Origin of the sequence: Streptococcus mitis (assembly GCF_965111725.1) — a bacterium.
GTDB classification, from domain to species: Bacteria; Bacillota; Bacilli; order Lactobacillales; family Streptococcaceae; genus Streptococcus; species Streptococcus mitis_DV.
On the sequence record NZ_OZ217341.1, the window covers coordinates 2,016,404 to 2,040,905 of the forward strand.

Below are 24,502 nucleotides of genomic sequence, written 5' to 3' on the forward strand. Positions count from 1 at the left end.
ACTGGAAATTGCTATATTTCAATTTAGAAAAAAATTTCTTATACACTACACTTAGTATCAATCATATTTTAAAAAATCCTTGGATTTTCCAAGGATTCATTTTTAAACTTTTTTAGCTTTAGCCATATAGAACAGTTGGAGTAGAATACCAAGGATAGCCATGCCGATAACGATAAAGAAGGCCATTGTATAATCTCCTTGGTTTGCCTGTGCAAGACGTGCTCCTAACTGAGGACCAGCAATAGCAGCTACGCCATAAGCAGTAAACATCCATCCATAGTTTGTCCCTACGTATGTAACTCCCCAGTTTTCAGCAGTAATTCCTGGGAATGAACCGAGGAAGCCTCCAAATGACAAGGCAACCATCATAATTCCAAGGATGGCCAAGATGCTTCCAGGACCTTTGAATAAGGCTGTGAGCAACAAACCAGTAGCAACCGCTCCAAACATAGCAATAACGGTAGGATAGCGACCAATCTTATCAGATACCGTACCCCAGAAGATACGACCAAATGTATTGGCGATAGATACCAGCATAACGAAGAGTGTAGCTTCTCCTACAAGTTTATACTGGTCAGAAATTGATGCTGCAGTACCGATAATCATCATTCCACCAGTAGCACCAAGAACGTAAATCAACCATAGAAGCCAGTAATTTCCATCACGAAGCATTTCTTTGTAAGTTTTACCTTCTGGTTGAGCTGCTCCAGATGCCGGCGCTGCTGCAGGAGCTTTCTCCATTACCAATGAAGAAGTACAAATAACAATTAGAAGAATGATTCCCAATACTTTGAATGTTGAGTAAACACCCATAGAAGCAATCAAAGCTTTGGCAACTGGACCGATAATGAGTGGACCTAACCCGAAACCTGCTGCTGTCAAACCACCGGCTAAACCTTTTTTATCTGGGAACCACTTAGTGGCAACTGAAGTAGATGCTCCATAAGCTGAACCAATACCAAGTCCTAGGACAACCCCGTAAGTGAGGTACAGAACTGGAAGAGAAGTAGCAAATCCAGTAGCAAACATACCAGCACCGAAGAGAATACCACCTAGGAATACAAATTTCTTAGGCCCTGCTGAATCAACCTTAGGACCGAAAATAATCATACCAACAGGTACCATTGCAAAAGAAATACTAAAGGCCAAAGAAGTTTGGGCTTGAACCCATCCTTGACTAGCATTGGTTTCTAGCAGCGCCTTTTGAAAGACTGACCAGGCGTAACCAGCACCTAGAGATAGATTCGTTAAAATGGCTGCTGCCAAAATTAACCATCGATTGGGTGTTTTTTTCATTTGAATAACCTCATGTAAAATTTCTTGTTCCTAAAAAGAATAGAGAACAACTTTTATCATTTTTTCACCTACCTCGTTTAAATTGATCATTGTATAAATTTTTAAGTATATAGAACTGTATAAATGACATACATCTATATACGACTGCTTAAAAATTTATATCTATAGATCTCTTAAATCAGAACAAGATGAATTTTCACAATGTTAAGCGCTTTCATTGTACTCTTATTATAAGCTACTTTATTCTAAAAATCTACTTAATAAAAATTAATAAAGATATAAGAAATTTTAATATTTTAATCACCTGTTATCATTTTAATATTGTTTATATCATCTAATTCGGATAATTATCTAAATAAGGTAAAAAATCACTGCCTTCCCCAGACAAGCCTGAGGAAAACAGTGATTCTTATTTTAGGAGTTAGGAATGAATGTAAGGAGCTACATTTGACGTTACTATACTAAAAATCAAAAACAAGGTATAATCTTTATTGAAAACGACCATAAAGATAACCACTTAAACACTAAGTACACCTTCCTACAAGTCATCCTTTACCTCCAATCTCTCTAAAACAAACCATTTTAATAACCAAAATCCGACAACATAGCCAGCCCCTAAGAATATAGCTATAAAAGCTAGCATGGGATTCAGGAAAGAAAAAACCACTACAGATACAAAGGTTAGCACAAAAACATTAAATGCAATGGTGTCAGAAGCCAAGACTAGAATATAGGGTGTCAACCAGTCTAAGATTTTTGAATATGGAAAAAATAAGTGTTTATACATGATACGTTCCTATACAGTATAGAGAGTATAAGCGCAAAGAGATACCCAGATTAATAATTCTATATCCTAACTAAATCCTCTAATGTGGCCATAAAACTGAAGCTGCCGCCCCACCAGCTGCACAAATTAAATAAATCTGCGGAGTTGGGAAGGGGATTGTCTGTGCACAAAGCGAAAGCCCCTCAACTGCACCACCTACTCCACTTAAAAATCTGTCTGCAAGTTGTTTATCACCAGCTGTTATCATTGTTAATTTTTCATCGGATAAAATGATAAAATTATTTACTGATTGTTCCATTCTTTTCACACTTTCTTTGTTAAATTAATTTGGCTAGTAGACAAAAGATAAACTAAGGCATTAAAGACAATGAAAATATTTCCATAAAGTAAAATCAGTCTCTCATCCAAACCAAGATAAAGTTTTACCGCCAAAAAGATGAGCAAAAGAATTTGAAACCATAACGTTTTTCCAAAAATAAATTTAAAGCGTTTTTGAATGTCTGATTCCTTGATTTTTACCGCCAAACCTTTATTAGCAAGAAGAAAAACTCCTGCTTCAAATAAGCCACTGTAGAGAACAATCCACCCAATCGATACATTCGAGATTTTCAAAAATGTACCTAAAAGAATATCCAAAACACTACTCAAGAAAATAATAAGAAATAATCTGTATTTCATATAAATCACCTCCTTTTACTACTATTTCCAATCTACTATATCGCTAAAAGTTTAACTTGCTCTAAAAGCTCCCCAAGCCGCTGTACAAAACTGTGCTCCTAAAACCCCGCCGGCAAGAGTTCCCACAACTGGGATAACACTCCCCAGAGCTGCACCTCCTATTGTACAAATTCCTAATGCTTGAACAACTTCTCCAGCCCCTACTTTATCTCCACCTTCAACACAAGCAAGCATTTCATTATCCATAACAGAAAATTGTGACATTGTTTTTGTATTCATGATGAATACCTCCTTTTTATTTTTAATTTTTGTCTTGTTGCAACCTTGACAACATCAATATATCATAATCAACTGATATCATTTCTTTAAAATCATAAAATGTCTTTTTTTCATCACGAAATGTTTTTCATAAATTTTATCAAAGACCAAAACTAATATATACTATCGCCAACTATAAAAATCAATGGTTCATCTTACTTAATAAAAATTACTGTTCATGACAATATAAATACCGTTTACGATTTAGCAAGAAGTTTTTTAGTAAAGTTTGGCATAATATACCTATCCACTATATGAAAGGAATTGCCAATGACTTCTTATAAACGTACATTTGTTCCTCAAATAGATGCTAGAGACTGCGGTGTTGCTGCCTTAGCCTCGATTGCTAAATTCTATGGTTCAGATTTTTCTCTAGCTCACTTGAGAGAACTTGCAAAGACCAATAAAGAAGGAACGACTGCTCTTGGCATTGTAAAAGCCGCTGATGAAATGGGCTTTGAAACAAGACCTGTTCAAGCAGATAAAACGCTCTTTGACATGAGTGATGTCCCCTATCCATTTATCGTTCACGTTAACAAAGAAGGAAAACTCCAACATTACTATGTTGTCTATCAAACAAAGAAAGACTATCTGGTTATTGGTGATCCTGACCCTTCTGTAAAAATCACCAAAATGTCAAAAGAACGCTTTTTCTCTGAATGGACTGGAGTAGCTATTTTTCTAGCTCCCAAACCTAGCTATCAACCCCATAAAGATAAAAAGAATGGTCTACTAAGCTTCCTTCCTCTGATTTTCAAACAAAAATCTCTCATTGCTTACATTGTTCTCTCAAGCTTATTGATCACTATTATCAATATCGGTGGTTCTTATTATCTCCAAGGAATCTTGGATGAATACATCCCAAATCAGATGAAATCAACTTTAGGAATCATCTCAGTTGGTCTGGTTATCACCTATATCCTCCAACAAGTCATGAGCTTCTCCAGAGATTATCTCCTAACCGTTCTGAGCCAGAGATTAAGCATTGATGTGATTTTATCCTATATTCGCCATATTTTTGAACTTCCTATGTCTTTCTTTGCGACACGTCGTACAGGAGAAATCATTTCACGGTTCACAGATGCTAACTCTATTATAGATGCCTTGGCTTCTACCATTCTTTCTCTTTTTCTGGATGTTTCTATTCTGATTCTTGTAGGAGGCGTCTTACTGGCACAAAACCCTAATCTCTTCCTTCTTTCTCTTATTTCTATTCCTATATACATGTTCATCATCTTTTCTTTTATGAAGCCTTTCGAAAAAATGAACCATGATGTCATGCAAAGTAATTCTATGGTTAGCTCTGCCATCATTGAAGATATCAACGGGATTGAAACTATAAAGTCGCTCACGAGTGAAGAAAATCGCTATCAAAATATAGACAGCGAATTTGTAGATTATTTAGAAAAATCCTTTAAGCTCAGTAAGTATTCTATTTTACAAACGAGTTTAAAGCAGGGAACAAAATTAGTTCTGAATATCCTTATCCTATGGCTTGGCGCTCAATTAGTCATGTCGAGTAAAATTTCTATCGGTCAGCTGATTACCTTTAACACACTTCTTTCTTACTTTACAACTCCTATGGAAAATATTATCAACCTCCAAACCAAACTCCAATCTGCGAAGGTTGCTAATAACCGTTTGAACGAGGTCTATTTAGTCGAATCTGAATTTCAAGTTCAAGAAAATCCTGTTCATTCACATTTTTTGATGGGCGATATTGAATTTGATGACCTTTCTTATAAGTATGGTTTTGGACGAGATACCTTAACAGATATTAATCTCACGATTAAACAAGGAGATAAGGTTAGCCTAGTTGGAGTCAGTGGTTCTGGTAAAACAACTTTAGCCAAAATGATTGTCAATTTCTTTGAACCTTACAAAGGACATATTTCCATCAATCATCAGGATATTAAAAACATTGATAAAAAAGTCTTGCGCCGTCATATTAATTACCTACCCCAACAAGCCTATATCTTTAATGGCTCTATCTTGGAAAATTTAACCTTGGGCGGTAATCATATGATTAGCCAAGAAGATATTCTAAGAGCTTGTGAATTAGCTGAAATCCGTCAAGACATTGAAAGAATGCCTATGGGCTATCAAACTCAGCTCTCTGATGGAGCCGGTCTATCAGGAGGACAAAAGCAACGAATCGCTCTAGCTCGTGCTCTTTTAACTAAAGCTCCTGTTCTAATACTAGATGAAGCTACTAGCGGTCTTGATGTCTTGACTGAGAAAAAAGTTATAGATAATCTTATGTCCCTAACTGATAAAACCATTCTCTTTGTAGCCCATCGTCTCAGTATAGCCGAACGAACTAACCGTGTCATTGTTCTTGACCAGGGGAAAATCATTGAAGTTGGTAGTCATCAAGAGTTAATGCAGGCGCAAGGCTTCTACCATCATCTATTCAATAAATAAGGAGAATGTCATGAATCCTAATCTTTTTAGAAGCGTCGAGTTTTATCAGAGACGTTACCATAACTATGCGACAATGTTAATTATACCTCTTTCATTACTACTTACTTTCATCTTGATTTTCTCCCTTGTTGCCACAAAAGAAATTACTGTTACTTCCCAAGGGGAAATCACCCCTACAAGTGTCATTGCATCTATTCAGTCGACCAGTGATAATCCTATCCTTGCTAATCATTTAGTGGCAAATCAAGTAGTTGAAAAAGGGGACTTACTCATCAAATACTCTGAAACAATGGAAGAAAGTCAGAAAACTGCCTTAGCAACTCAATTACAAAGACTTGAGAAGCAAAAAGAAGGACTTGGAATTTTGAAACAAAGCTTAGAAAAAGCGACTGATCTTTTTTCTGGCGAGGATGAATTTGGCTACCATAATACCTTTATGAATTTTACTAAACAAGCTCATGATATTGAACTGGGTATCACAAAGACTAACACTGAGGTTTCAAATCAAGCTAATCTTGCCAATAGCAGTTCATCAGCCATCGAACAAGAAATTACAAAAGTTCAACAACAAATTGGAGAATATCAAGAGTTGAGAGATGCTATCATAAATAAAAGGGCTCGCTTACCAACTGGCAATCCACACCAGTCAATTTTGAATCGTTATCTTGTAGCCTCACAAGGACAAACACAAGGAACTGCAGAGGAGCCATTTTTATCTCAAATTAATCAAAGTATTGCAGGTCTTGAATCATCTATCGCAAGCCTCAAAATTCAGCAAGCTGGTATCGGAAGTGTAGCAACTTATGATAATAGTTTAGCAACCAAAATTGAAGTACTCCGCACTCAGTTTTTACAGACAGCCTCACAGCAACAACTAACTGTGGAGAATCAATTAACAGAATTAAAAGTACAACTAGATCAAGCCACACAGCGTTTGGAAAACAATACCTTAACCGCCCCAAGTAAAGGTATCATTCACTTAAACAGTGAATTTGAAGGTAAAAATAGAATTCCAACTGGTACAGAAATTGCTCAAATATTCCCTGTCATCACAGATACAAGAGAAGTACTAATCACTTACTACGTATCTTCTGACTATCTACCTCTACTAGATAAAGGACAAACTGTAAGATTAAAACTGGAGAAGATTGGAAATCACGGCACCACCATCATCGCCCAACTTCAGACAATTGATCAAACTCCTACCAGAACAGAGCAAGGCAATCTCTTTAAACTAAGCGCTCTTGCAAAACTATCTAATGAGGATAGTAAACTCATCCAATATGGCTTACAAGGTCGCGTCACTAGTGTAACTGCAAAGAAAACATATTTTGATTATTTCAAAGATAAAATTTTAACCCATTCTGATTAATTTTCAGATAACACTCTATAACTATTTATTATCTTATCAAAAAGGAGAATCATAACATGGATAAGAAACAAAACCTAACTTCATTTCAAAAACTAACAACTACTGAACTCAACCAGATTACAGGTGGAGGATTGTGGGAAGAGCTATATGAAACTATAACAACACCATTAAAATTACGGACTACTTTCAAACCATAAAAAATCTATAGAATTATAAAAACGCATAATATCAGATTTCAAAATGACTGATACTATGCGTTTTATCATGAAAAGATTATAGAAGATACAAGTCACCCATCCCCACCTATACTTCTATCTCTAAGACTTGTTTAAATCTAAAATTAGAACTTGTAGTTTTTAGAATGATATTTGGGTATTTTGTCAAAATACTATTAACATTAGACAAACCAACTCCTCTATTCTGCCCTTTAGACGACATTCCTCTCTCAAATATTTTTGTAACATCAATCTCTCTATCTAGGGTCGGATTTTGGATAATTAAAACTTGCTTATTATTTCTCATATCTTCAAAAAAACAAACACTTAGAGGTTCCTCGACAGTGGCGCTTGCAGCGGCCTCTATCGCGTTATCTAACAATATAGAAACAACTGTTAAAAAATCAATTTCCTCAATCTTTTTGATAACGATTGGTTTTTCTATTTCCAAAGAAACTGGCACTAGTAAACTCTGAGCCTCGGATAATTTTGAGATTAATAAACTCTTCAAGGATAAATCCTCTATATTTCTCAATCTCACTACATCAAATTTTGTATCTTTTAAATTTTTCCCTGAGTCTTTCAAGACACTGTCATAAATTTGAGCAACTAAATCAATATCTTTTCGGTCTATTCCTATCTTTAAACTTGTTAAGATATTTGCATAATCATGCCTAAAGCTTCTAACCTCTTGATAAAGTCCTTCTACTTGTTTACTATAGCTCTTAAGATTTTGAAGTTGAATCTCTTTTTGAAGTACTAAATCTTTTTGCAATTCCTCACGTACATTTCTATCCAGTATATTGACAAAATAGATAAATAAAAAGAAATAGATTGCAGTTATAGCTCCTTGATAATGATTTATAGATAAGTTCAAGATTTTTTTAATATAACCAATAAAAGGAACCAAGATAAAATAACCCAACATTGCAGCATTAGCAATCCTCATTATTTGAGCTAAATGTTTATCCAACACTTTACTTCTTAGATAGCTAAAATCATACTGAAAAACTTTTATTATAAGCAAAGATAGGAGACTTGCTAAAATTGAGAAAATGGTAGCATCGTAATAAACATATATTTCTGTTAAACTAGCAAAATTAGGAATAATAAAATCAACAAAGAAATCATAGATAATCGACCAAAATGTGATAGGAAACAGAGCATAAAAAAGTGTCAATATCAGACTGTATTTCTTTTTATCCAACAACAATGTATAGATAATAAAAAAGATGGGATAATCTAGTACTGTAATAACAACAGGGATATAGAACATCTTAATCAAGGTTAAAAGTAAAAACTCTAATAAAAAATAGAAAAACAATAACTCTAAAGATCTCTTTATAGTCAATTGATAGCCATAAATTTTTGCATGAAGAAATAAAAGTATGTAAAAATTCAAAGATACTAACACAAAAGACATTTACTACTCCTTACTATCATGTAAATCTTTAACTATATTCAGCAATTCCCTCATTTTTAACCTAGATACTAGGCAACTTGACCCGTTCTTCAAATAGACTAGTTTTTCTTCCTTATCTATTGAAGAGATATTATAAGGATTCACAATAAAAGAACGATGACACTGAACCAATCTGGGTTCTTGCTTCAATATATCAGAAATTTTACCGTAAAACTCTATTCTTTCTCTCATAGAATAAAGAACTAGCTTATGAGGAATCATTGACGTTTCTATATAAAGCAAATCCGAAAACGGAACCTGAACGAGTGCTTTAGAATTTGTAAACACAAAAGAATCTTCAGTCATTAGTTGATGTTTATTCTTGTGAACATAAGCGATTGCCTTTTCCACACGTTCCCTAAAAGAGCTTTCAGGTAATTCCTTATCAATAAAATCTAAAGCTGATACTTGATATTGAAAACTAACAGGCATAAATTCTGAATGAGTTGTTACAAAAACAATGACTGCATTTGGATCTCTATCTCTGATTTCCAAAGCAATATCTAACCCTTTTCTAACATCGTTTTTAATTTCAATATCCAAAAAGAAAAGTTGATGACCTCCACGTTCCATCATATCTTCTAACAATTGATTCGGTTTACCATAAACACCACAGTGCTTTACTTCCCAACAATTCTTCTCTAAAATATCATACACCAGATTTTCCATCCTAGTCTGCTGTATAAAATCATCCTCTAATATAAAGATATTCATTTCTCGTCTCCTTTAGTCTTTAACCATCTTTCTTTTACAGTTTTAAAATATCTTCTAGAGCAGATAATATCTGATACTCTTTCATCCATAAATAAAATGGTCTTCGTTTCATACTTCAATCCTATTACTTTGGATAAGTTAACAAGAAACTTTCTATGACACCTGAACAATTTACCCAGACTCATTTCCTCAACTCTAGCTAGGCTCATATACTTCTCAAATACTCCATCAGCTGTAATAAAAATAACAGCATGTGCCTTCGTAGGATGTGTTGTCACATAGTAAACCTTAGAATGAGGCACTTTAACAACTGCTCTGCCTTGGCTTAAAATATATTCTTGCATATTTTTCCTCCTTACTCTCCTATATCATATCAAAACTAGTATCCTATGATGGAAAAAATCTTAAAAGGTATCTGAGTTATCATAAATGGTTATTTTTCAACATTTCATGCTAACATTTATACAATCTAAGATTTCGACATCTTCTATCGGATGTTTTTGATATGATAGAGCAAGAGGAGAAATATGGATACAATTCAAATTCTACATTTTTCATTATTAGGATATATCATCACAAGTGACATCAATTCTTATATTAAAGAAAACTTATCAACAAAAACGAGAATTATAGTTTCTAGGCGTATCATCTATTCCTATAACACTACTACCTATTTTATCATAAAATCAATGTTTTTATCTTCAGATACAATGTATTCTTATATAGAAGATATACGACTCCGTTCTGAATTTGCCAACATTATCATCATAGGAAGTTACATTGATTATGATAAACTTTTCCGTAGTCATTACAGAATATTCGGTGTCATTGATACAGCTAGAAATCATTCTTTACAATCTATACGACAAGAAATTCACTCATATTTAGATGGTATTTATAACAACCTGAAATAAATTAGGTTTGGTAGTCTTTATACATTTCCTCAGCATACATGGCTTCAACAACTTTCAAAAAACCACTGCCCTCCCCAGACCAACCTGAGGAAAGCAGTGATTCTTATTTTAGGAGTTAGGAATGAATACACGAAATCAATTGATCTTATGATTTTTTGTTTTTCAAGAATTCATCGTATTGTTTTTGCATTTCGTTCAATACTTTTTCGTAGGCACCTTCAGATTTCAATTTTTCCATCAATTCTGGAATAGCTTTATCTGGGTCTACAGTACCAGTGTTGATAGCTGTATCAAATTGTTGCATTGTGTTAGAAATAGCTGAGATTTCAGATTTCACATTGTCAGTATTAAAGATAAATCCAAGCGCTGGAGATTCTTTAGCTTCTGCCAATTCTTTCTTAGAATTTTCGATTTGTTGGTCTGTAACGTTTTCGTTGATGTAGAGAATCCAGTTGTTACCAGTGTTCCATCCACTCATGTGAGTGTTTCCTTTGTAGCCATCAAGAACGCGAACACGGTTTTCTTTACCTTCAATTTTTTCCCAGTTCTTGCCTTCTGGACCGTAAACAAGGCCGTTCAAAAGTTCTGGGTTCGTATTCAAGAGGTTCAAGATTTCCATTGATTTTTCTTTGTTCTTAGAGTTGTTTGAGATGACAAAGTTAGCAACTTGTGTTGTTTGGTTTTTCTTAATAAAGTTTGTGATTGGTTTGATTTGGATGTCTTTGTTAGCAACGCGTGAGAGCAAGCTGTTACCGTAGTCAGCTGGTCCTACTGTCTCTTCACGAACGAACCAAGTATCTTGTTGAAGGTCAAATGTAGTGTCACTTGTTGCGACGTCTTTTGGAATGTAGCCAGCTTCATAGAATTTGTGAAGAGTCTTTAAGTGTTCTTTGAAACGAGGCACTTCGTAACGGTTTACAACTTTAGTAGTATCACCTTCAAGGTCAATAACGAATGGAAGCCCGTTTGCTACTGGATAGTCAAAGTTCTCAGAAGGGATGAAGTTCTTAGTAGCTGCAAATGGTACTACGTCTGGAGCTTTTTCTTTAATTTGTTTCAAGACTGGCTCAAGAGTTTCGTAAGAAGTAACACCTGAAATATCGATACCATATTTGGCAAGGAGAGTTCCGTTGAAGGCAAAGTTTTGAGATGATGCAACGTTGGCCGCAACTGGAACAGCGTAAATTTTACCATTTACAGTATTACCCTTGATGTAGGCTGGGTCAAGTGCTTTGTAAAGGTCTTTACCTTCTTTTTTGTACAATTCTGTCAAGTCAGCATAAGCACCTTTTTGAGCATTTACAATATAGTTATCTGCAAAGGCAATATCATAGTTTTCACCAGATGATGTGATAACTGACATTTTCTTACCATAGTCACCCCAGCCAAGGTATTGGATATCCAATTTGGCACCAACTTTTTCTTCGATAATTTTGTTGGCATTTGCTAACAATTCATCCAAGTTGTCTGGTTTGTCACCGATTTGGTACATTTTGATAACAGGTTTGTCACCTGAATCAGCAGCTTTTTTGCTGTTACCTGTCAAATTTCCACAAGCAGCAAGACCTGCAGCCAGAGCGACTACACTAGCAGATGCAAAAGCATATTTTTTCCAGTTTTTCATGATAAAAACTCCTTTTTTTATTTTTAAACTTATAAACAATGTAATGATCTTAACTTCACGCAAGGGAAGTTTGGAAATGAGAAATGTTCTTTCTCAATAAGCACTATTCTTTCACACCACCGATAGTCAAACCTTTTACAAAGTAGCGTTGGAAGAATGGATACAAAATCGCGATTGGAAGGGTTGCAACCACAACCATGGCCATACGACCTGTTTCTTTCGGTAGAGCAACTCCCAGTTGACCAGTCAAGCCGACCGCTTTGGCAATGTAGTCCATATTTTGTTGGATTTGCATGAGCAAATATTGCAATGGATACAAGTTGTCACTCTTGATGTAAAGAAGGGCGTTGAACCAGTCATTCCAGAAACCAAGAGCTGTCAAAAGCGTGATGGTTGCGATACCTGGTAGTGACAATGGCAAACAGATTTGGAAGAAAATCCGAGCCTCACTAGCACCATCGATACGAGCCGATTCTAGAATGGCTTCTGGAATGGTCTTCTTGAAGAAGGAACGCATCAAGATGATGTTAAATGGTGAGAGAAGCATTGGAACAATCAAGGCCCAAACAGTATCCCCAAGCTGAAGCACACGAGTCACCATGATATAACCTGGTACCAAACCAGCGTTGAACAACATACTGAGCAGAACGAAGATGGTAAAGAATCTGCGATACTTAAAGGTTGTCCGTGAAATAGCGTAGGCATAGGTTGTTGTGATAAAGACATTTGTAAATGTCCCAACTACGGTTACAAAGACAGAAATGAAGAGGGCTTGTAAGATTTTATCCTTAAACTGTGCCAAGAACTCAAAACCGTCTAATCCAAATTGGGATGGGAAGAAGCTGTAGCCGTATTGGAGGAGGCTTTTCTCGTCCGTCACTGAAATAATGATAACGAATACGAAGGGTAGGATACAAGAGAGGGCAATCAAACCCGAAATGATACTGAAGAAGATATCTGCTTTCTTACTGAAGGAGTGAATGCCGACATTATCAATTTTTTCTTTTTTAATTTTCTTTTCTGCCATATTCTCCTCCTTCTAGAACAAGGCTGAGTTTGGATCAACTCGTCTTGCAAGTAAGTTTGATAGAACCACCAGAATCAAGCCGACTACTGATTGGTAGAGACCTGCTGCTGAAGCCATCCCGATATCCGCTGTCTGGGTCAGACCATTATATACATATACATCCAAAACGTTGGTTACGTTATAGAGCTGACCAGCATTGTGAGGGATTTGGTAGAAAAGACCGAAGTCTGCACGGAAGATATTTCCGACTGCAAGGATGGTCAATACGGTTACCAATGGTGTCAACTGCGGAATGGTTACATTGCGAATGCGCTGCCATTTGCTGGCCCCGTCCACTGTCGCTGCTTCGTAGTAGGTTGGATCAATTCCCATGATTGTCGCATAGTACATGACACTGCTATATCCAAAGCCTTTCCAAATACCTAGGAAAAGTAGGAGATAGGGCCAGATGCCCAGGTCAGCGTAAAAATTGACTTCTTTGAGACCAAGACTTTCCAATAGATGATTGAAGACCCCTTTATCAATATTTAGGAAGGCATCTGTAAAGAAACTAATGATAACCCAAGACAAGAAGTAAGGGAACAACATAGAAGTTTGAAAAATCTTCACCATTCTCTTAGAACGGAGCTCGCTGAGGATAATGGCAATCCCTACAGATACAACTAAACCTAGAAAGATAAAGCCAAGATTGTAGAGAACCGTATTTCGTGTGATAATAAAGGCGTCTCTTGAACTAAATAAGAATCTGAAATTATCGAGTCCGACCCATTTACTATTTATGATACTATCTATGAAACCATTACTGGTCATGTGGTAGTCTTTGAAGGCAACCACATTCCCAAATACTGGAATGTAAAAGAATAGAATCAACCAGAGTGCCCCTGGCAAAACCATCAAGAGAAAAATCCAGTTATCTCTCAAGATTTTTGAAAACTTATTCATAATTTCCTCCCTTTTTATTTTGATATCCATCTAAAAATTCTTTTTTAGACTTTTGATAACGATTACATTATTAGTATACTCCTATTTGCAGATTAGGTTAAACTCCTAATTATAGAAAAAACTCCACAAATTATGTAGCAGATTTAAAACTTTATCACCACTATCAAACAAATGTCCTAAATCAATTGTTTATTTTATCTCTATTAGCCCAGTGATGGCGTCACTCTGTTATCCTGTGCTAGTCTCTCAAACTAAATTTTAGGAGCAATGAAGCCCACTATTTTTAGAAAAAAGGCCTATTATCAAGTTCCTTATACTTTTGACCATAGAGATTTTTCTCTTTTTAACGTTTTTTCTCAAAACTCATCATGAGCTCTGTCTAAAAATAAAGGTACTGATTTTCTCAACTTTTTTAGAAAGCTAATACTCTTCGAAAATCTCTTCAAACTACGTCAGCTTCCATCTGCAACCTCAAAACAGTGTTTTGAGCAACCTGCGGCTAGCTTCCTAGTTTGCTCTTTGATTTTCATTGAGTATAAGGCAAGACCAAGTCAATTTATAACAATGTTTTAGAAGCCATATTGTACTAGTCCAGACTCAGTTCATTATAGTGTCTGATTTCTCCGAGACTGACTCCCTACAAAAAGTGCAAATAAGAAATCTCCAGCTTAGTAACTATCAGTGAGTTCTCGAGCCTGGAAATTTTTCAATATGCCTCGTTATTGAACGGTTACAGTTTGCCGTCCACTTCCTGACATGCAAAAATCTCCTAGCAGGCTTTCCTGCTAGGAGATTTTCTTATGAGAGGTACTTGTTTAAGCCTTAAAAATTGGACTTATCATCTGATAATTATCAAACAATCTACCAATTAAGCTTCTTCGTCTTCTTTACGACGACGTCCTGCAAGACCAAGACCAAGTAAGGCACTTGCGGCAGCTGCTACCATAGCTACAGTAGAATCTGCTGTACCTGTATTTGGCAATTCTTTAGATGCTTTAGGCGCATTTGCTTGTGCTGATACTGTTTGACTAGCATTAGCTGCTGCTTGAGTTGTAGCTGGAGCTACAGCTGGTGTTTGAGATACTTGATCCTCAGCTGGAGTTACATGGTCAGCTACTGGAGCAAGTTTCGCCATAAAGTCTTCGATACGTTTCACCATTGCATCCACTTCTGCTTGACTTGCGTCTGCGTTAGCAAATACTTTCTTAGCATCTGCTGATAATGCATTCGCTTCTTTTGCAGTTTCTGCATCAAGCTTAGCTGATTCTTGGATGATTAGCTCATCTAGCTGATGAATAGCACTTTCTAACTTGGATTTATTCACTTTGGCTTGAGTGTTCGTCATTCCGTTATCGACAGAAGGACCGTAGTTTCCACCATTATATGGAGGTATGATATTTTGATTTTTTGGTAAAATCACTTCAACTGGAACTTCAAGTTTTTGTACACTTCCATCCGCTAGTCTTAATGTCACTGTAGCAATTTTAGTACCGATAGTATTCGTATCAGGCAATACCATATTGAGGACTGAGATTTCTTCTGGTAAATCTAATTTCGCTAACACATCTGCTTGGGAAAGGGCTGTACCGCGTTCAACTTTCACTACTCCATTGATTAAAGCTTTCAGGGCATCTTCTAGTTTTAATTCTGGAAGATCAGCTACAAGTGCATCTTGATCAACTTGGTATAAGAAGGTTCTGAGAACTTTATCGAGTTCTGCTTGGGTTGTGGAGCTATCGATGGCTTCTAATGCTTTTTCCTTTAAGGCTTCAACTGTATCAAGTGCTTTTTGCTTTTCTTCATCAGAAAGTTTTTTATCTGCTTTGATACTTGCAATTTTTTCATTTGCTGTCGTTTCAACTACTTCTCTAGCTTCTACAGCATCAAGTAATGATTTTTTCGCAATTTCTAAAGCATCTTTTGCCTTAATTGCTAGTTCTAAGGCTTTGTCAACCTCAACCTGTGAAGCATTTTCATTATCAATAACTTTTTTAACTTCTTTTAAAACTTTCTCTGATTCTTCTTGTATTTTTTTATACTCATCAATCGTCGCTTTGGTCTTTCCTTTTGTCGAATCTTCTAAAATTAAACTATTTAATGCGTCAGTGGTGTTTATCAATTGTGTTTTGTCCGTTGGTGCTCCTGTTAGGGCGCCTTGGGCAGTTTCAATGGCTTTCTTGGCATTATTCACTTCTTCTTGCGTTGCATTTGGATCCTTCAATACTGCTTCTGCTTTTGTAATCGCATCATCATATGCTTGTTTCTTAGCCGCATCTGTTTCGTTATAGTATTTCGCATCCGTGGTTTTAGCTGCTTCTGCTGTTGTTGAAGCGGTGCGTAACGCGTCTTTATCTGTTGGTGCTCCTGTTAGGGCGCCTTGCGCTGTTTCAATCGCTTGCTTAGCTTGGTCTACCGCAGTTTGCGTCGCGTTTGGATCCTTCAATACTGCTTCTGCTTTTGTAATCGCATCATCATATACTGCTTTCTTAGCCGCATCTGTTTCGTTGTAGTATTTCGCATCCGTGGTTTTCGCTGCTTTTGCTTCGTTTGTCGCAGTTGTTAATGCTTCTTTATCCGTTGGTACTCCTGTTAAGGCTTTTTGCGCTGTTTCAATAGCTTTCTTGGCATTATTCACTGCTTCTTGCGTTGCGTTTGGATTGTTCAATACCATTTCTGCATCTGTTATCGCATCATCATATGCTGCTTTCTTAGCCGCATCTGTTTCGTTGTAGTATTTCGCATCCGTGGTTTTAGCTGCTTCTGCTGTTGTTGAAGCGGTGCGTAACGCGTCTTTATCTGTTGGTGCTCCTGTTAGGGCGCCTTGCGCTGTTTCAATCGCTTGCTTAGCTTGGTCTACCGCAGTTTGCGTCGCGTTTGGATCCTTCAATACTGCTTCTGCTTTTGTAATCGCATCATCATATACTGCTTTCTTAGCCGCATCTGTTTCGTTGTAGTATTTCGCATCCGTGGTTTTCGCTGCTTTTGCTTCGTTTGTCGCAGTTGTTAATGCTTCTTTATCCGTTGGTACTCCTGTTAAGGCTTTTTGCGCTGTTTCAATAGCTTTCTTGGCATTATTCACTGCTTCTTGCGTTGCGTTTGGATTGTTCAATACCATTTCTGCATCTGTTATCGCATCATCATATGCTTGTTTCTTAGCCGCATCTGTTTCGTTGTAGTATTTCGCATCCGTGGTTTTCGCTGCTTTTGCTTCGTTTGTCGCAGTTGTTAATGCTTCTTTATCCGTTGGTGCTCCTGTTAGGGCGCCTTGGGCAGTTTCAATCGCTTTCTTGGCATTATTCACTGCTTCTTGCGTTGCGTTTGGATTGTTCAATACCATTTCTGCATCTGTTATCGCATCATCATATGCTGCTTTCTTAGCCGCATCTGTTTCGTTGTAGTATTTCGCATCCGTGGTTTTAGCTGCTTCTGCTGTTGTTGAAGCGGTGCGTAACGCGTCTTTATCTGTTGGTGCTCCTGTTAGGGCGCCTTGCGCTGTTTCAATCGCTTGCTTAGCTTGGTCTACCGCAGTTTGCGTCGCGTTTGGATCCTTCAATACTGCTTCTGCTTTTGTAATCGCATCATCATATGCTGCTTTCTTAGCCGCATCTGTTTCGTTGTAGTATTTCGCATCCGTGGTTTTAGCTGCTTCTGCTGTTGTTGAAGCGGTGCGTAACGCGTCTTTATCTGTTGGTGCTCCTGTTAGGGCGCCTTGGGCAGTTTCAATCGCTTTCTTGGCATTATTCACTGCTTCTTGCGTTGCGTTTGGATTGTTCAATACCATTTCTGCATCTGTTATCGCATCATCATATGCTGCTTTCTTAGCCGCATCTGTTTCGTTGTAGTATTTCGCATCCGTGGTTTTAGCTGCTTCTGCTGTTGTTGAAGCGGTGCGTAACGCGTCTTTATCTGTTGGTGCTCCTGTTAGGGCGCCTTGCGCTGTTTCAATCGCTTGCTTAGCTTGGTCTACCGCAGTTTGCGTCGCGTTTGGATCCTTCAATACTGCTTCTGCTTTTGTAATCGCATCATCATATACTGCTTTCTTAGCCGCATCTGTTTCGTTGTAGTATTTCGCATCCGTGGTTTTCGCTGCTTTTGCTTCGTTTGTCGCAGTTGTTAATGCTTCTTTATCCGTTGGTACTCCTGTTAAGGCTTTTTGCGCTGTTTCAATAGCTTTCTTGGCATTATTCACTGCTTCTTGCGTTGCGTTTGGATTGTTCAATACCATTTCTGCATCTGTTATCGCATCATCATATGCTTGTTTCTTAGCCGCATCTGTTTCGTTGTAGTATTTCGCATCCGTGGTTTTCGCTGCTTTTGCTTCGTTTGTCGCAGTTGTTAATGCTTCTTTATCCGTTGGTGCTCCTGTTAGGGCGCCTTGGGCAGTTTCAATCGCTTTCTTGGCATTATTCACTGCTTCTTGCGTTGCGTTTGGATTGTTCAATACCATTTCTGCATCTGTTATCGCATCATCATATGCTGCTTTCTTAGCCGCATCTGTTTCGTTGTAGTATTTCGCATCCGTGGTTTTAGCTGCTTCTGCTGTTGTTGAAGCGGTGCGTAACGCGTCTTTATCTGTTGGTGCTCCTGTTAGGGCGCCTTGGGCAGTTTCAATCGCTTTCTTGGCATTATTCACTGCTTCTTGCGTCGCGTTTGGATCCTTCAATACTGCTTCTGCTTTTGTAATCGCATCATCATATGCTGCTTTCTTAGCCGCATCTGTTTCGTTATAGTATTTCGCATCCGTGGTTTTAGCTGCTTCTGCTGTTGTTGAAGCGGTGCGTAACGCGTCTTTATCCGTTGGTACTCCTGTTAAGGCTTTTTGCGCTGTTTCAATAGCTTTCTTGGCATTATTCACTGCTTCTTGCGTTGCGTTTGGATTGTTCAATACCGTTTCTGCATCTGTTATCGCATCATCATATGCTTGTTTCTTAGCCGCATCTGTTTCGTTGTAGTATTTCGCATCCGTGGTTTTCGCTGCTTTTGCTTCGTTTGTCGCAGTTGTTAATGCTTCTTTATCCGTTGGTGCTCCTGTTAGGGCGCCTTGGGCAGTTTCAATCGCTTTCTTGGCATTATTCACTGCTTCTTGCGTCGCGTTTGGATCCTTCAATACTGCTTCTGCTTTTGTAATCGCATCATCATATGCTTGTTTCTTAGTTGCATCTGTTTCGTTGTAGTATTTCGCATCCGTTGTTTTCGCTGCTTTCGCTTCGTTCGTAGCAGTTGTTAGAGCTTCTTTATTCGTTGGTACTCCATTTAATGCATTTGTAGCTTCTTCGATTGCTTGTTTGGCTGCATCTACTTGAGTTTGATCCGCATCCGCATCATCTATTACTGTTTGTCCATTTTTTATCGCTTCATCATACGCATCCCTTGTTGTTTTATCTGCATTATAATATTTAAAGTTTCCTTTAACAGTAGTTTCTTCTCCTACCGCTTTTCTTAACTCCGTCTTATTTCCTTGTTCAACTAACAGTCCAGCAGCAGTATCTAATTTCCCTTTTATAACTTCTACTTTTTCTAATGCGGTACTTACTTCATCTTTAGTTGCATTTCCTTGTTTATTGATGATAGTCGTTACTTCTTGTTTTATTGACTCAATTTCTTGATTATACTTCTCAAATTCTTTATTGTATTCAGCAATACTCTTAGGTGTTTTGGTGTCTGTTGCTACCTTTTTTAACCCTTCAACTTGTGCAGATAAATTAGTCTTTTCATCACTTGTCGCTGCCGGAACTAAAGCTTCTTGTTTTGATAAAAGCGTTGAAAATGCCCGTTTATAATCTGCTGTTGTTTTTAACTGTCCAGTAAGAAGATTATTTACTTTTTCAAGTTCAGCTGTATATGCATTGATAGTATCGTCCGTTTTCCCTGCCTTATCTGCCGTTTCCGTTTCAAGTAATTTATCATAAATTCTTTGCAAGAGGTTTTTGGCAACACTGCTAGTATCTTGTTCAATTGAAAAATCTAAACCAGTAACCGGAAGTGCATAACCTAAATACGGAGATTGATAAGAAAGCCCTACTTCTTTATCTGTTGCATTACTAATTCGTACTTTATATGAAACTGCACCCTTTGGAAGTTCTATATCACGGCTAGTAAAAGAACCTCCTGTACCATTAGGTTTATTGTTCTCCTCTGCTAATTTTTCATTCACTTGATTTTCTGTCAATCCATTAGCATTTAGCACTTCATTTCTCGTAGTACCATCTTTAGCTGCAACAACCGTTTTATCTTTATCTTGCCCACCCTTTTGAGGATAAAATGTAGTTGTATAAATACTACTTTCTGTCCCATCTTGTCCAATCGAATAAACTTCGACCTTATATCCTGCTTTAGTATTGTTAATATCTCCAGAGTATCCTGTTTTAAAAGCAACTTTTATTCTAGACCCATCGTTTGAAGAATATGCACGAAACGTTTTCTCAATACCTTGAAAACCTTTGACAGCTTTTGCAGTAGAAGCTCCCCCTTCCCCAACTCTTACATAAGTAGAGTCATCATAAGCTGCTTCTGTATGGTTTTTATAAGATCTGACTTTCGTTAGAAAAAGCATATACTCACTAGTTCTATCAAATGACTGTTCTCGTAGCCAAACCTTTCTGTTGGTGTCATATTGATTATTTGTCGTATTAAGTGTTTCAACAGGGAATACGCCTCGGTCTGTCTTTCTTGCAATTGCAAATTTACCTTGCTGTCCATCAGAAGATACAGCTCTCCAACCACCAAACTCGTCAATTTCAGTAACGCTACCTTTAGCTACATTTTTAGCTTTTCCTAACTCATCCATACTTTGGATTTTTTTATTATTTTGAATGGTATCCGGCAAACTTTGTAACGTAGTTGCTAACGTTTTTAAATCCGCATTCTCTGCAGGTGCTGTGTAAGTCTGGTGTGCCGATGGATCAGTATCAGTCGTTGTCTCACCTGTTCGGAATGGATTATTTCTATCTAGGGCTTGTCTATTACGTGGATCATGTTGTCCTGAGTTTGCGATAGAGTTGCTTCCTGTAGCTTTCTCAGTATTGCTAGCTTTCTTACCGACAGTCGCTTTTCCTTCTGTAGTATCTAGTTTAGGACTTTCCACTTGCGCTTTAGGCTTGCTACGTAAACCGCTGCTAGCTGTCATAAGAAGTTTTCTGTAAGCTTTTGTTAACTCCTCTTGACTTTTGGCTGTTGTTAGGGCAAGTTTTGCTAATTCTAAATGTTCTTTAAGGGTTGCGACACTTTCAGCTGTCTTAGTCGCATAGCTACCTGAGGCTAATTTAGCATCAATTTCTGCTACATAATCTTCCAGCTGTTTTTTATCCAAGTTAGATGTAGCCTTTTCTTCTGCTTCTTCTGTTGCTGAAACAGTAGTTGTTGCTACTGGCGCTGGAGTTGCAGTAGTGGCTGTTTCTTCTTTCTCTTTTGAAACAGTAGGTGATTCGACTGATGATGCGCTTGCATCAGTAGATGTTGGAGTAGTTGTTTCTTCTTGACCTTCCGGAGCAGTAGTCTCACTGCTACCAGAATTTCCATCCAACTGACTGACTACTGGAGTCGCCCCGTAGGTTCCATTCTGGACATCTGGGTCTTTCAGTGGTGAGCCTTGTCTTCCCTCATTAGTTGGGGTTACACCTTGCTCTGTGGCAGACACTGTCCCATTTCCTGGAAATATGAACAAGGCTGCTACTGCAACACTAGCAGCTCCAAAACTAACCTTACGAATCGAAAACCGCAGGCGTTTTTCTCTATCTTCATTACCTTTATAAAACATATATCATTTTGCTCCTTTTCCGATAATTATCGGTTAATATATAATGGAAGGACAAATAAAAAGCCCCCCCTAAAATATTTATGCATATTTTAGACTGGCATAATTCATTATACTCTTTTTCATTTTATAAATCAAATTTTATGAACTAAGCTTGATATGATGCATCTTATCCAATTCTTCTGTTTCACGCGAAACACCCTGCGCCAGGCAAGGTGTTCTTGTTTTTAAGTTGTATAAATCGTTGAAGCTGTCGCAATGGTATGCCATTGGTTGGCTGTTGTGGCTGCGAAGCCCTTGTCTGCGTAGAAGTCGTTAAATGGCAGAATTTCTACTTCCAGCTCATCGATGCGGTCAAGCTGGCCAGCCAGATAAGCCTCGATGCGGCTTTCTACTCGTTTGATGCGTTGCAAGAGTCCGCCCATACGGATGTCAACTGTATCCAAGCCAAAGACCTTGTTTTCTTTCAGCCATTGGTGGCTAAAGAGGGCATGGAAGTCTTCAATTTGGCTTCTGAGTTCTGGTAATTCTTGTCTTGCGATTTCTTGCAGACTTTCTTTATCATCTGCTTGATAGGCTTGACGAATGCGTCGTCCCACATCGACTTTGCTACTTAAAATCTGGTTCAACTGAGCCTGAGTTTCAAAGAGGTAAGAGTAAGCACCAGCTTTTTCTTTGATTTCAGCAAGTGTCTCAGCAGACTGAGCAAAGTGCGATTTGTCCTGTTCAGGTGTCATGTGTCGGTCAAGAATGGGACAGAGAACATCCTGATAAAAGACATAGCGGTTGGGATTGATACCACTGAGATTATCTGGCAGGTCTGGCAAGAGGTTGGCAAGGTCAATCTGCATAAAATCTTCAACCGATAGACCAGTATTGGTCTGAAAGTGAGCAGACAAACGGTCTAGGTCATTGCGATAGCTTAGTTCGGCCCAAATTTGCAAGCTTGGGAGAATAGAAAACTGGGCAGTTTCACCACCATTGTCCCCCCAACCCGTCACGATGACTTCTTTGATGTCATTGGCACGACAGGCTTTATTTGCCTCGATAGCCACTAGACGGCTAAAATGGTTGTGAGGTGTAAAGCCAATCCACTTCCAAGCACCACCTGCAAAGGCAAGGTCATGACTAATCTTATGATGATTGCGGAAATTACGGTTGTATTTTTCCTCGCTATCCTGATAATAGTCCCAGTAAACCAAAGTCACTCGGTCTTTGAGACGGTCTAGGTAGACACGCGTTTCTTCTGGAATTTCCACATCACGGTCGTACTGGCCATCTGCTGACATAAGTTTAAAGAACATATCGCTCCACATCTGGCAGTGGAAACCATACTTGTCAGCAATATCCAGCACGCGCTCCAAGTGTTGACACATTAGGAGACTACGATCCACAACACCGTTCAGAATCAAGTAACGTCCCAAACCAACCAAGTGGGCTTCGTCCATCCCGATATTGACCTTGCGAGTTTGCAGTTTAGACAAAGTAGCAAACATCCCGTCAATCAGGTCATAAACCTTTTCCTCGCCAATAAGGAGAATGTCCTCTACATCACGGAGCTCCTGGACTTCCTTAACACCCCATTTGACAAAGGCTGACAAGTGGGCCAAGGTCTGGATACATGGCACAAAGGTCATGTCAAACTGCTGGGCATAAGCTTCGATTTCCTGCAACTCCTCAGCTGAGTAGGCTCCACGGAAATAGCCAAAGTAAGGCTGCCCTTCAATCTGGTAAGTGTCTTCCATGTAAAGTTCAAAGGTTGGATAGCCCATGAGAGCTAAGAGTTCAATCATCTGCTTGGCAGAAGCGACATTCAGCACCGCATTGCGCGAACAGTCAGCCATATAGGCTAAATCTTCGTAAGCTGCTTGTTCCTCAATCTCTACTTTATCACCTTCTACTAGAGCTGTTGCCAACAAGGACAAGGCACGATAAAGTTGGTGAGGTTTGCGGTAGGTCAATTGATAGTGACCATCCTCACCCTTGATAGAGATAGAAGCTTGATCAGACTGAGTGACTAACACCTCAACATCTGGTAGAGAAATGTGCTTTTTTAATATTTCAATAGCTTGCGCTTGTTTGGGACTGAGTCCTGTAAATCTTACCATTGATTTTCCTCCTGTAACCAGTTGACAAGGGCACCGTAAAGATTAGCATCTGCATGATAGGTGCAGGCTTGGATAACGGGTGCGACCGTATATTCTTCGTAGGTATCGACAAAGTCTTCAACAGCTTCCTTGACACCTTGGATAAAATCTGGATTTTGACTGATAGAGCCTCCCAGACTGATGACATCTGGATCGATGAGATACTGGATATTGAGCAAGCCTTGCGCCAAATTGCGGTTCATGCGCTCAATGGCTTCTTGGCAAAGAGCATTCCCAGCTGCGGCTTCTTGGTAAATCTTGCGGCCGTCCCAGTCAATCTGACCAGATTTTTCAATCACGTAGCGTACCATATTCCCAGTTGATGCTAGTTGCGACCAGTTGTTGAGCTTTTCAGCAGGGGCAAGGGTGGTCATATAGCCAAATTCTCCACCCAGACCGTGGCGACCTCGGTGCAGTCTGCCATTGATAATCATGGCTCCGCCAATCCCTGTCCCAATCACGACACAGGCTGCATTTTCAAGTTCTGGATGAGCCAGTAATTCACTGAGTCCAACGCAGTTGGCATCATTTTCCAGATGGACAGGAATCTGATAAGAGCTAAGCGCCTCATACCAAGAAAATCCGTGGATATAAGGGACAGCACTGAAGCCATCAATCACACCTGTCTCTTGATTGACTGCACCTGGAACGCTCATAGCAATCCCACTGTAATCCTGCTCTGACAAGCGCTGGTCTAACCAAGCTAGTAAATCCTCCAAGTTTTCTGGTGTTGGGATACTTGTCTTATTCAGTATTTTCCCATCAGGAGTCAGACTAGCAAACTTAATCCCAGTCCCTCCGATATCAATCGTTGCAATGGTCATTGTTT

18 protein-coding genes are annotated in these 24,502 nt (G+C 38.4%); 4 read left to right on the plus strand and 14 right to left on the minus strand.

Features of this window, described 5'->3' with window-relative positions; genetic code table 11:
• Positions 1-102 precede the first annotated feature (102 nt).
• The 5 genes from ACLV7Q_RS09770 to ACLV7Q_RS09790 form a co-directional block, all read right to left on the minus strand.
• Positions 103-1,296 carry an OFA family MFS transporter gene (locus ACLV7Q_RS09770; protein WP_218757233.1) on the minus strand — a complete coding sequence of 398 codons (1,194 nt, stop codon included), beginning with the start codon at positions 1,294-1,296 and terminating at the stop codon, positions 103-105.
• 538 nt (positions 1,297-1,834) lie between these two features.
• Positions 1,835-2,083, minus strand: coding sequence for an immunity protein BlpZ (gene blpZ / locus ACLV7Q_RS09775; protein ID WP_112444786.1), 249 nt, complete (start codon positions 2,081-2,083; stop codon positions 1,835-1,837).
• 79 nt (positions 2,084-2,162) lie between these two features.
• Positions 2,163-2,381 carry a hypothetical protein gene (locus ACLV7Q_RS09780; protein WP_173213201.1) on the minus strand — a complete coding sequence of 73 codons (219 nt, stop codon included), beginning with the start codon at positions 2,379-2,381 and terminating at the stop codon, positions 2,163-2,165.
• Positions 2,382-2,386: 5 nt separating this feature from the next.
• Positions 2,387-2,761 (minus strand): immunity protein, encoded by a 375-nt coding sequence (locus ACLV7Q_RS09785; RefSeq protein WP_173213199.1) that lies wholly within the window; start codon positions 2,759-2,761, stop codon positions 2,387-2,389.
• A 51-nt stretch (positions 2,762-2,812) separates the two neighbouring features.
• Positions 2,813-3,040, minus strand: coding sequence for a Blp family class II bacteriocin (locus tag ACLV7Q_RS09790; protein WP_173220077.1), 228 nt, complete (start codon positions 3,038-3,040; stop codon positions 2,813-2,815).
• Positions 3,041-3,349: 309 nt separating this feature from the next.
• Between ACLV7Q_RS09790 and blpA the strand changes: the two genes are divergently transcribed.
• The 3 genes from blpA to blpC are packed head-to-tail and all read left to right on the plus strand — an operon-like array spanning position 3,350 to position 7,072.
• A complete protein-coding gene (gene blpA, locus ACLV7Q_RS09795) occupies positions 3,350-5,503 on the plus strand; it encodes a peptide cleavage/export ABC transporter BlpA (protein ID WP_411866009.1) in 2,154 nt (717 codons plus the stop codon).
• A 10-nt stretch (positions 5,504-5,513) separates the two neighbouring features.
• Positions 5,514-6,875, plus strand: coding sequence for a bacteriocin secretion accessory protein (locus ACLV7Q_RS09800; RefSeq protein ID WP_193550504.1), 1,362 nt, complete (start codon positions 5,514-5,516; stop codon positions 6,873-6,875).
• Positions 6,876-6,931: 56 nt separating this feature from the next.
• On the plus strand, positions 6,932-7,072 hold the full coding sequence (gene blpC, locus ACLV7Q_RS09805; protein WP_112444774.1) for a quorum-sensing system pheromone BlpC: 141 nt from the start codon (positions 6,932-6,934) through the stop codon (positions 7,070-7,072).
• Positions 7,073-7,178: 106 nt separating this feature from the next.
• On the opposite strand, the gene ACLV7Q_RS09810 is transcribed toward blpC, so the two are convergent.
• Genes ACLV7Q_RS09810 through ACLV7Q_RS09820 form a run of 3 tightly spaced genes read right to left on the minus strand, consistent with a single transcriptional unit; the run spans position 7,179 to position 9,610 of the window.
• On the minus strand, positions 7,179-8,513 hold the full coding sequence (locus ACLV7Q_RS09810) for a sensor histidine kinase (protein WP_218757325.1): 1,335 nt from the start codon (positions 8,511-8,513) through the stop codon (positions 7,179-7,181).
• Positions 8,514-8,516: 3 nt separating this feature from the next.
• Positions 8,517-9,266, minus strand: coding sequence for a response regulator transcription factor (locus ACLV7Q_RS09815; RefSeq protein ID WP_173253425.1), 750 nt, complete (start codon positions 9,264-9,266; stop codon positions 8,517-8,519).
• Positions 9,263-9,610, minus strand: coding sequence for a LytTR family transcriptional regulator DNA-binding domain-containing protein (locus ACLV7Q_RS09820; protein WP_218757326.1), 348 nt, complete (start codon positions 9,608-9,610; stop codon positions 9,263-9,265). The genes ACLV7Q_RS09815 and ACLV7Q_RS09820 overlap by 4 nt, the downstream gene beginning before the upstream one ends.
• Positions 9,611-9,793: 183 nt before the next feature.
• On the opposite strand from ACLV7Q_RS09820, the gene ACLV7Q_RS09825 reads away from it, so the two are divergent.
• On the plus strand, positions 9,794-10,180 hold the full coding sequence (locus tag ACLV7Q_RS09825; protein WP_225904702.1) for a hypothetical protein: 387 nt from the start codon (positions 9,794-9,796) through the stop codon (positions 10,178-10,180).
• Positions 10,181-10,325: 145 nt separating this feature from the next.
• On the opposite strand, the gene ACLV7Q_RS09830 is transcribed toward ACLV7Q_RS09825, so the two are convergent.
• The 6 genes from ACLV7Q_RS09830 to ACLV7Q_RS09855 all read right to left on the minus strand — a co-directional run bounded on the left by ACLV7Q_RS09830 (position 10,326) and on the right by ACLV7Q_RS09855 (position 24,497).
• Entirely contained in the window at positions 10,326-11,804 is a 1,479-nt protein-coding gene (locus ACLV7Q_RS09830; RefSeq protein ID WP_173249822.1) for an ABC transporter substrate-binding protein, read from the minus strand.
• A gap of 103 nt (positions 11,805-11,907) precedes the next feature.
• Positions 11,908-12,831 carry a carbohydrate ABC transporter permease gene (locus ACLV7Q_RS09835; RefSeq protein ID WP_000818348.1) on the minus strand — a complete coding sequence of 308 codons (924 nt, stop codon included), beginning with the start codon at positions 12,829-12,831 and terminating at the stop codon, positions 11,908-11,910.
• A gap of 12 nt (positions 12,832-12,843) precedes the next feature.
• On the minus strand, positions 12,844-13,773 hold the full coding sequence (locus tag ACLV7Q_RS09840) for an ABC transporter permease (protein ID WP_218757327.1): 930 nt from the start codon (positions 13,771-13,773) through the stop codon (positions 12,844-12,846).
• A gap of 868 nt (positions 13,774-14,641) precedes the next feature.
• Positions 14,642-21,529, minus strand: a complete 6,888-nt coding sequence (locus ACLV7Q_RS09845) for a YSIRK-type signal peptide-containing protein (RefSeq protein ID WP_411866010.1) — start codon at positions 21,527-21,529, stop codon at positions 14,642-14,644.
• Positions 21,530-21,753: 224 nt separating this feature from the next.
• Positions 21,754-23,634: a beta-N-acetylhexosaminidase gene (locus ACLV7Q_RS09850; protein ID WP_218757995.1), complete on the minus strand. Its 1,881-nt coding sequence runs from the start codon at positions 23,632-23,634 to the stop codon at positions 21,754-21,756.
• The gene (locus ACLV7Q_RS09855; protein WP_218758009.1) at positions 23,628-24,497 is read right to left on the minus strand and encodes an ROK family protein; all 870 of its coding nucleotides are present in this window, start codon (positions 24,495-24,497) and stop codon (positions 23,628-23,630) included. Before ACLV7Q_RS09855 ends, ACLV7Q_RS09850 begins: the two co-directional genes overlap by 7 nt.
• Between the last annotated feature and the right edge of the window lie 5 nt (positions 24,498-24,502).

Excerpts from the sequence above, each read along its gene's own strand:
- ACLV7Q_RS09770 (WP_218757233.1), bottom strand. The coding sequence starts at position 1,296 with ATGAAAAAAACACCCAATCGATGGTTAATTTTGGCAGCAGCCATTTTA.
- blpZ (WP_112444786.1), bottom strand. The coding sequence starts at position 2,083 with ATGTATAAACACTTATTTTTTCCATATTCAAAAATCTTAGACTGGTTG.
- ACLV7Q_RS09780 (WP_173213201.1), bottom strand. The coding sequence starts at position 2,381 with ATGGAACAATCAGTAAATAATTTTATCATTTTATCCGATGAAAAATTA.
- ACLV7Q_RS09785 (WP_173213199.1), bottom strand. The coding sequence starts at position 2,761 with ATGAAATACAGATTATTTCTTATTATTTTCTTGAGTAGTGTTTTGGAT.
- ACLV7Q_RS09790 (WP_173220077.1), bottom strand. The coding sequence starts at position 3,040 with ATGAATACAAAAACAATGTCACAATTTTCTGTTATGGATAATGAAATG.
- blpA (WP_411866009.1), top strand. The coding sequence starts at position 3,350 with ATGACTTCTTATAAACGTACATTTGTTCCTCAAATAGATGCTAGAGAC.
- ACLV7Q_RS09800 (WP_193550504.1), top strand. The coding sequence starts at position 5,514 with ATGAATCCTAATCTTTTTAGAAGCGTCGAGTTTTATCAGAGACGTTAC.
- blpC (WP_112444774.1), top strand. The coding sequence starts at position 6,932 with ATGGATAAGAAACAAAACCTAACTTCATTTCAAAAACTAACAACTACT.
- ACLV7Q_RS09810 (WP_218757325.1), bottom strand. The coding sequence starts at position 8,513 with ATGTCTTTTGTGTTAGTATCTTTGAATTTTTACATACTTTTATTTCTT.
- ACLV7Q_RS09815 (WP_173253425.1), bottom strand. The coding sequence starts at position 9,266 with ATGAATATCTTTATATTAGAGGATGATTTTATACAGCAGACTAGGATG.
- ACLV7Q_RS09820 (WP_218757326.1), bottom strand. The coding sequence starts at position 9,610 with ATGCAAGAATATATTTTAAGCCAAGGCAGAGCAGTTGTTAAAGTGCCT.
- ACLV7Q_RS09825 (WP_225904702.1), top strand. The coding sequence starts at position 9,794 with ATGGATACAATTCAAATTCTACATTTTTCATTATTAGGATATATCATC.
- ACLV7Q_RS09830 (WP_173249822.1), bottom strand. The coding sequence starts at position 11,804 with ATGAAAAACTGGAAAAAATATGCTTTTGCATCTGCTAGTGTAGTCGCT.
- ACLV7Q_RS09835 (WP_000818348.1), bottom strand. The coding sequence starts at position 12,831 with ATGGCAGAAAAGAAAATTAAAAAAGAAAAAATTGATAATGTCGGCATT.
- ACLV7Q_RS09840 (WP_218757327.1), bottom strand. The coding sequence starts at position 13,773 with ATGAATAAGTTTTCAAAAATCTTGAGAGATAACTGGATTTTTCTCTTG.
- ACLV7Q_RS09845 (WP_411866010.1), bottom strand. The coding sequence starts at position 21,529 with ATGTTTTATAAAGGTAATGAAGATAGAGAAAAACGCCTGCGGTTTTCG.
- ACLV7Q_RS09850 (WP_218757995.1), bottom strand. The coding sequence starts at position 23,634 with ATGGTAAGATTTACAGGACTCAGTCCCAAACAAGCGCAAGCTATTGAA.
- ACLV7Q_RS09855 (WP_218758009.1), bottom strand. The coding sequence starts at position 24,497 with ATGACCATTGCAACGATTGATATCGGAGGGACTGGGATTAAGTTTGCT.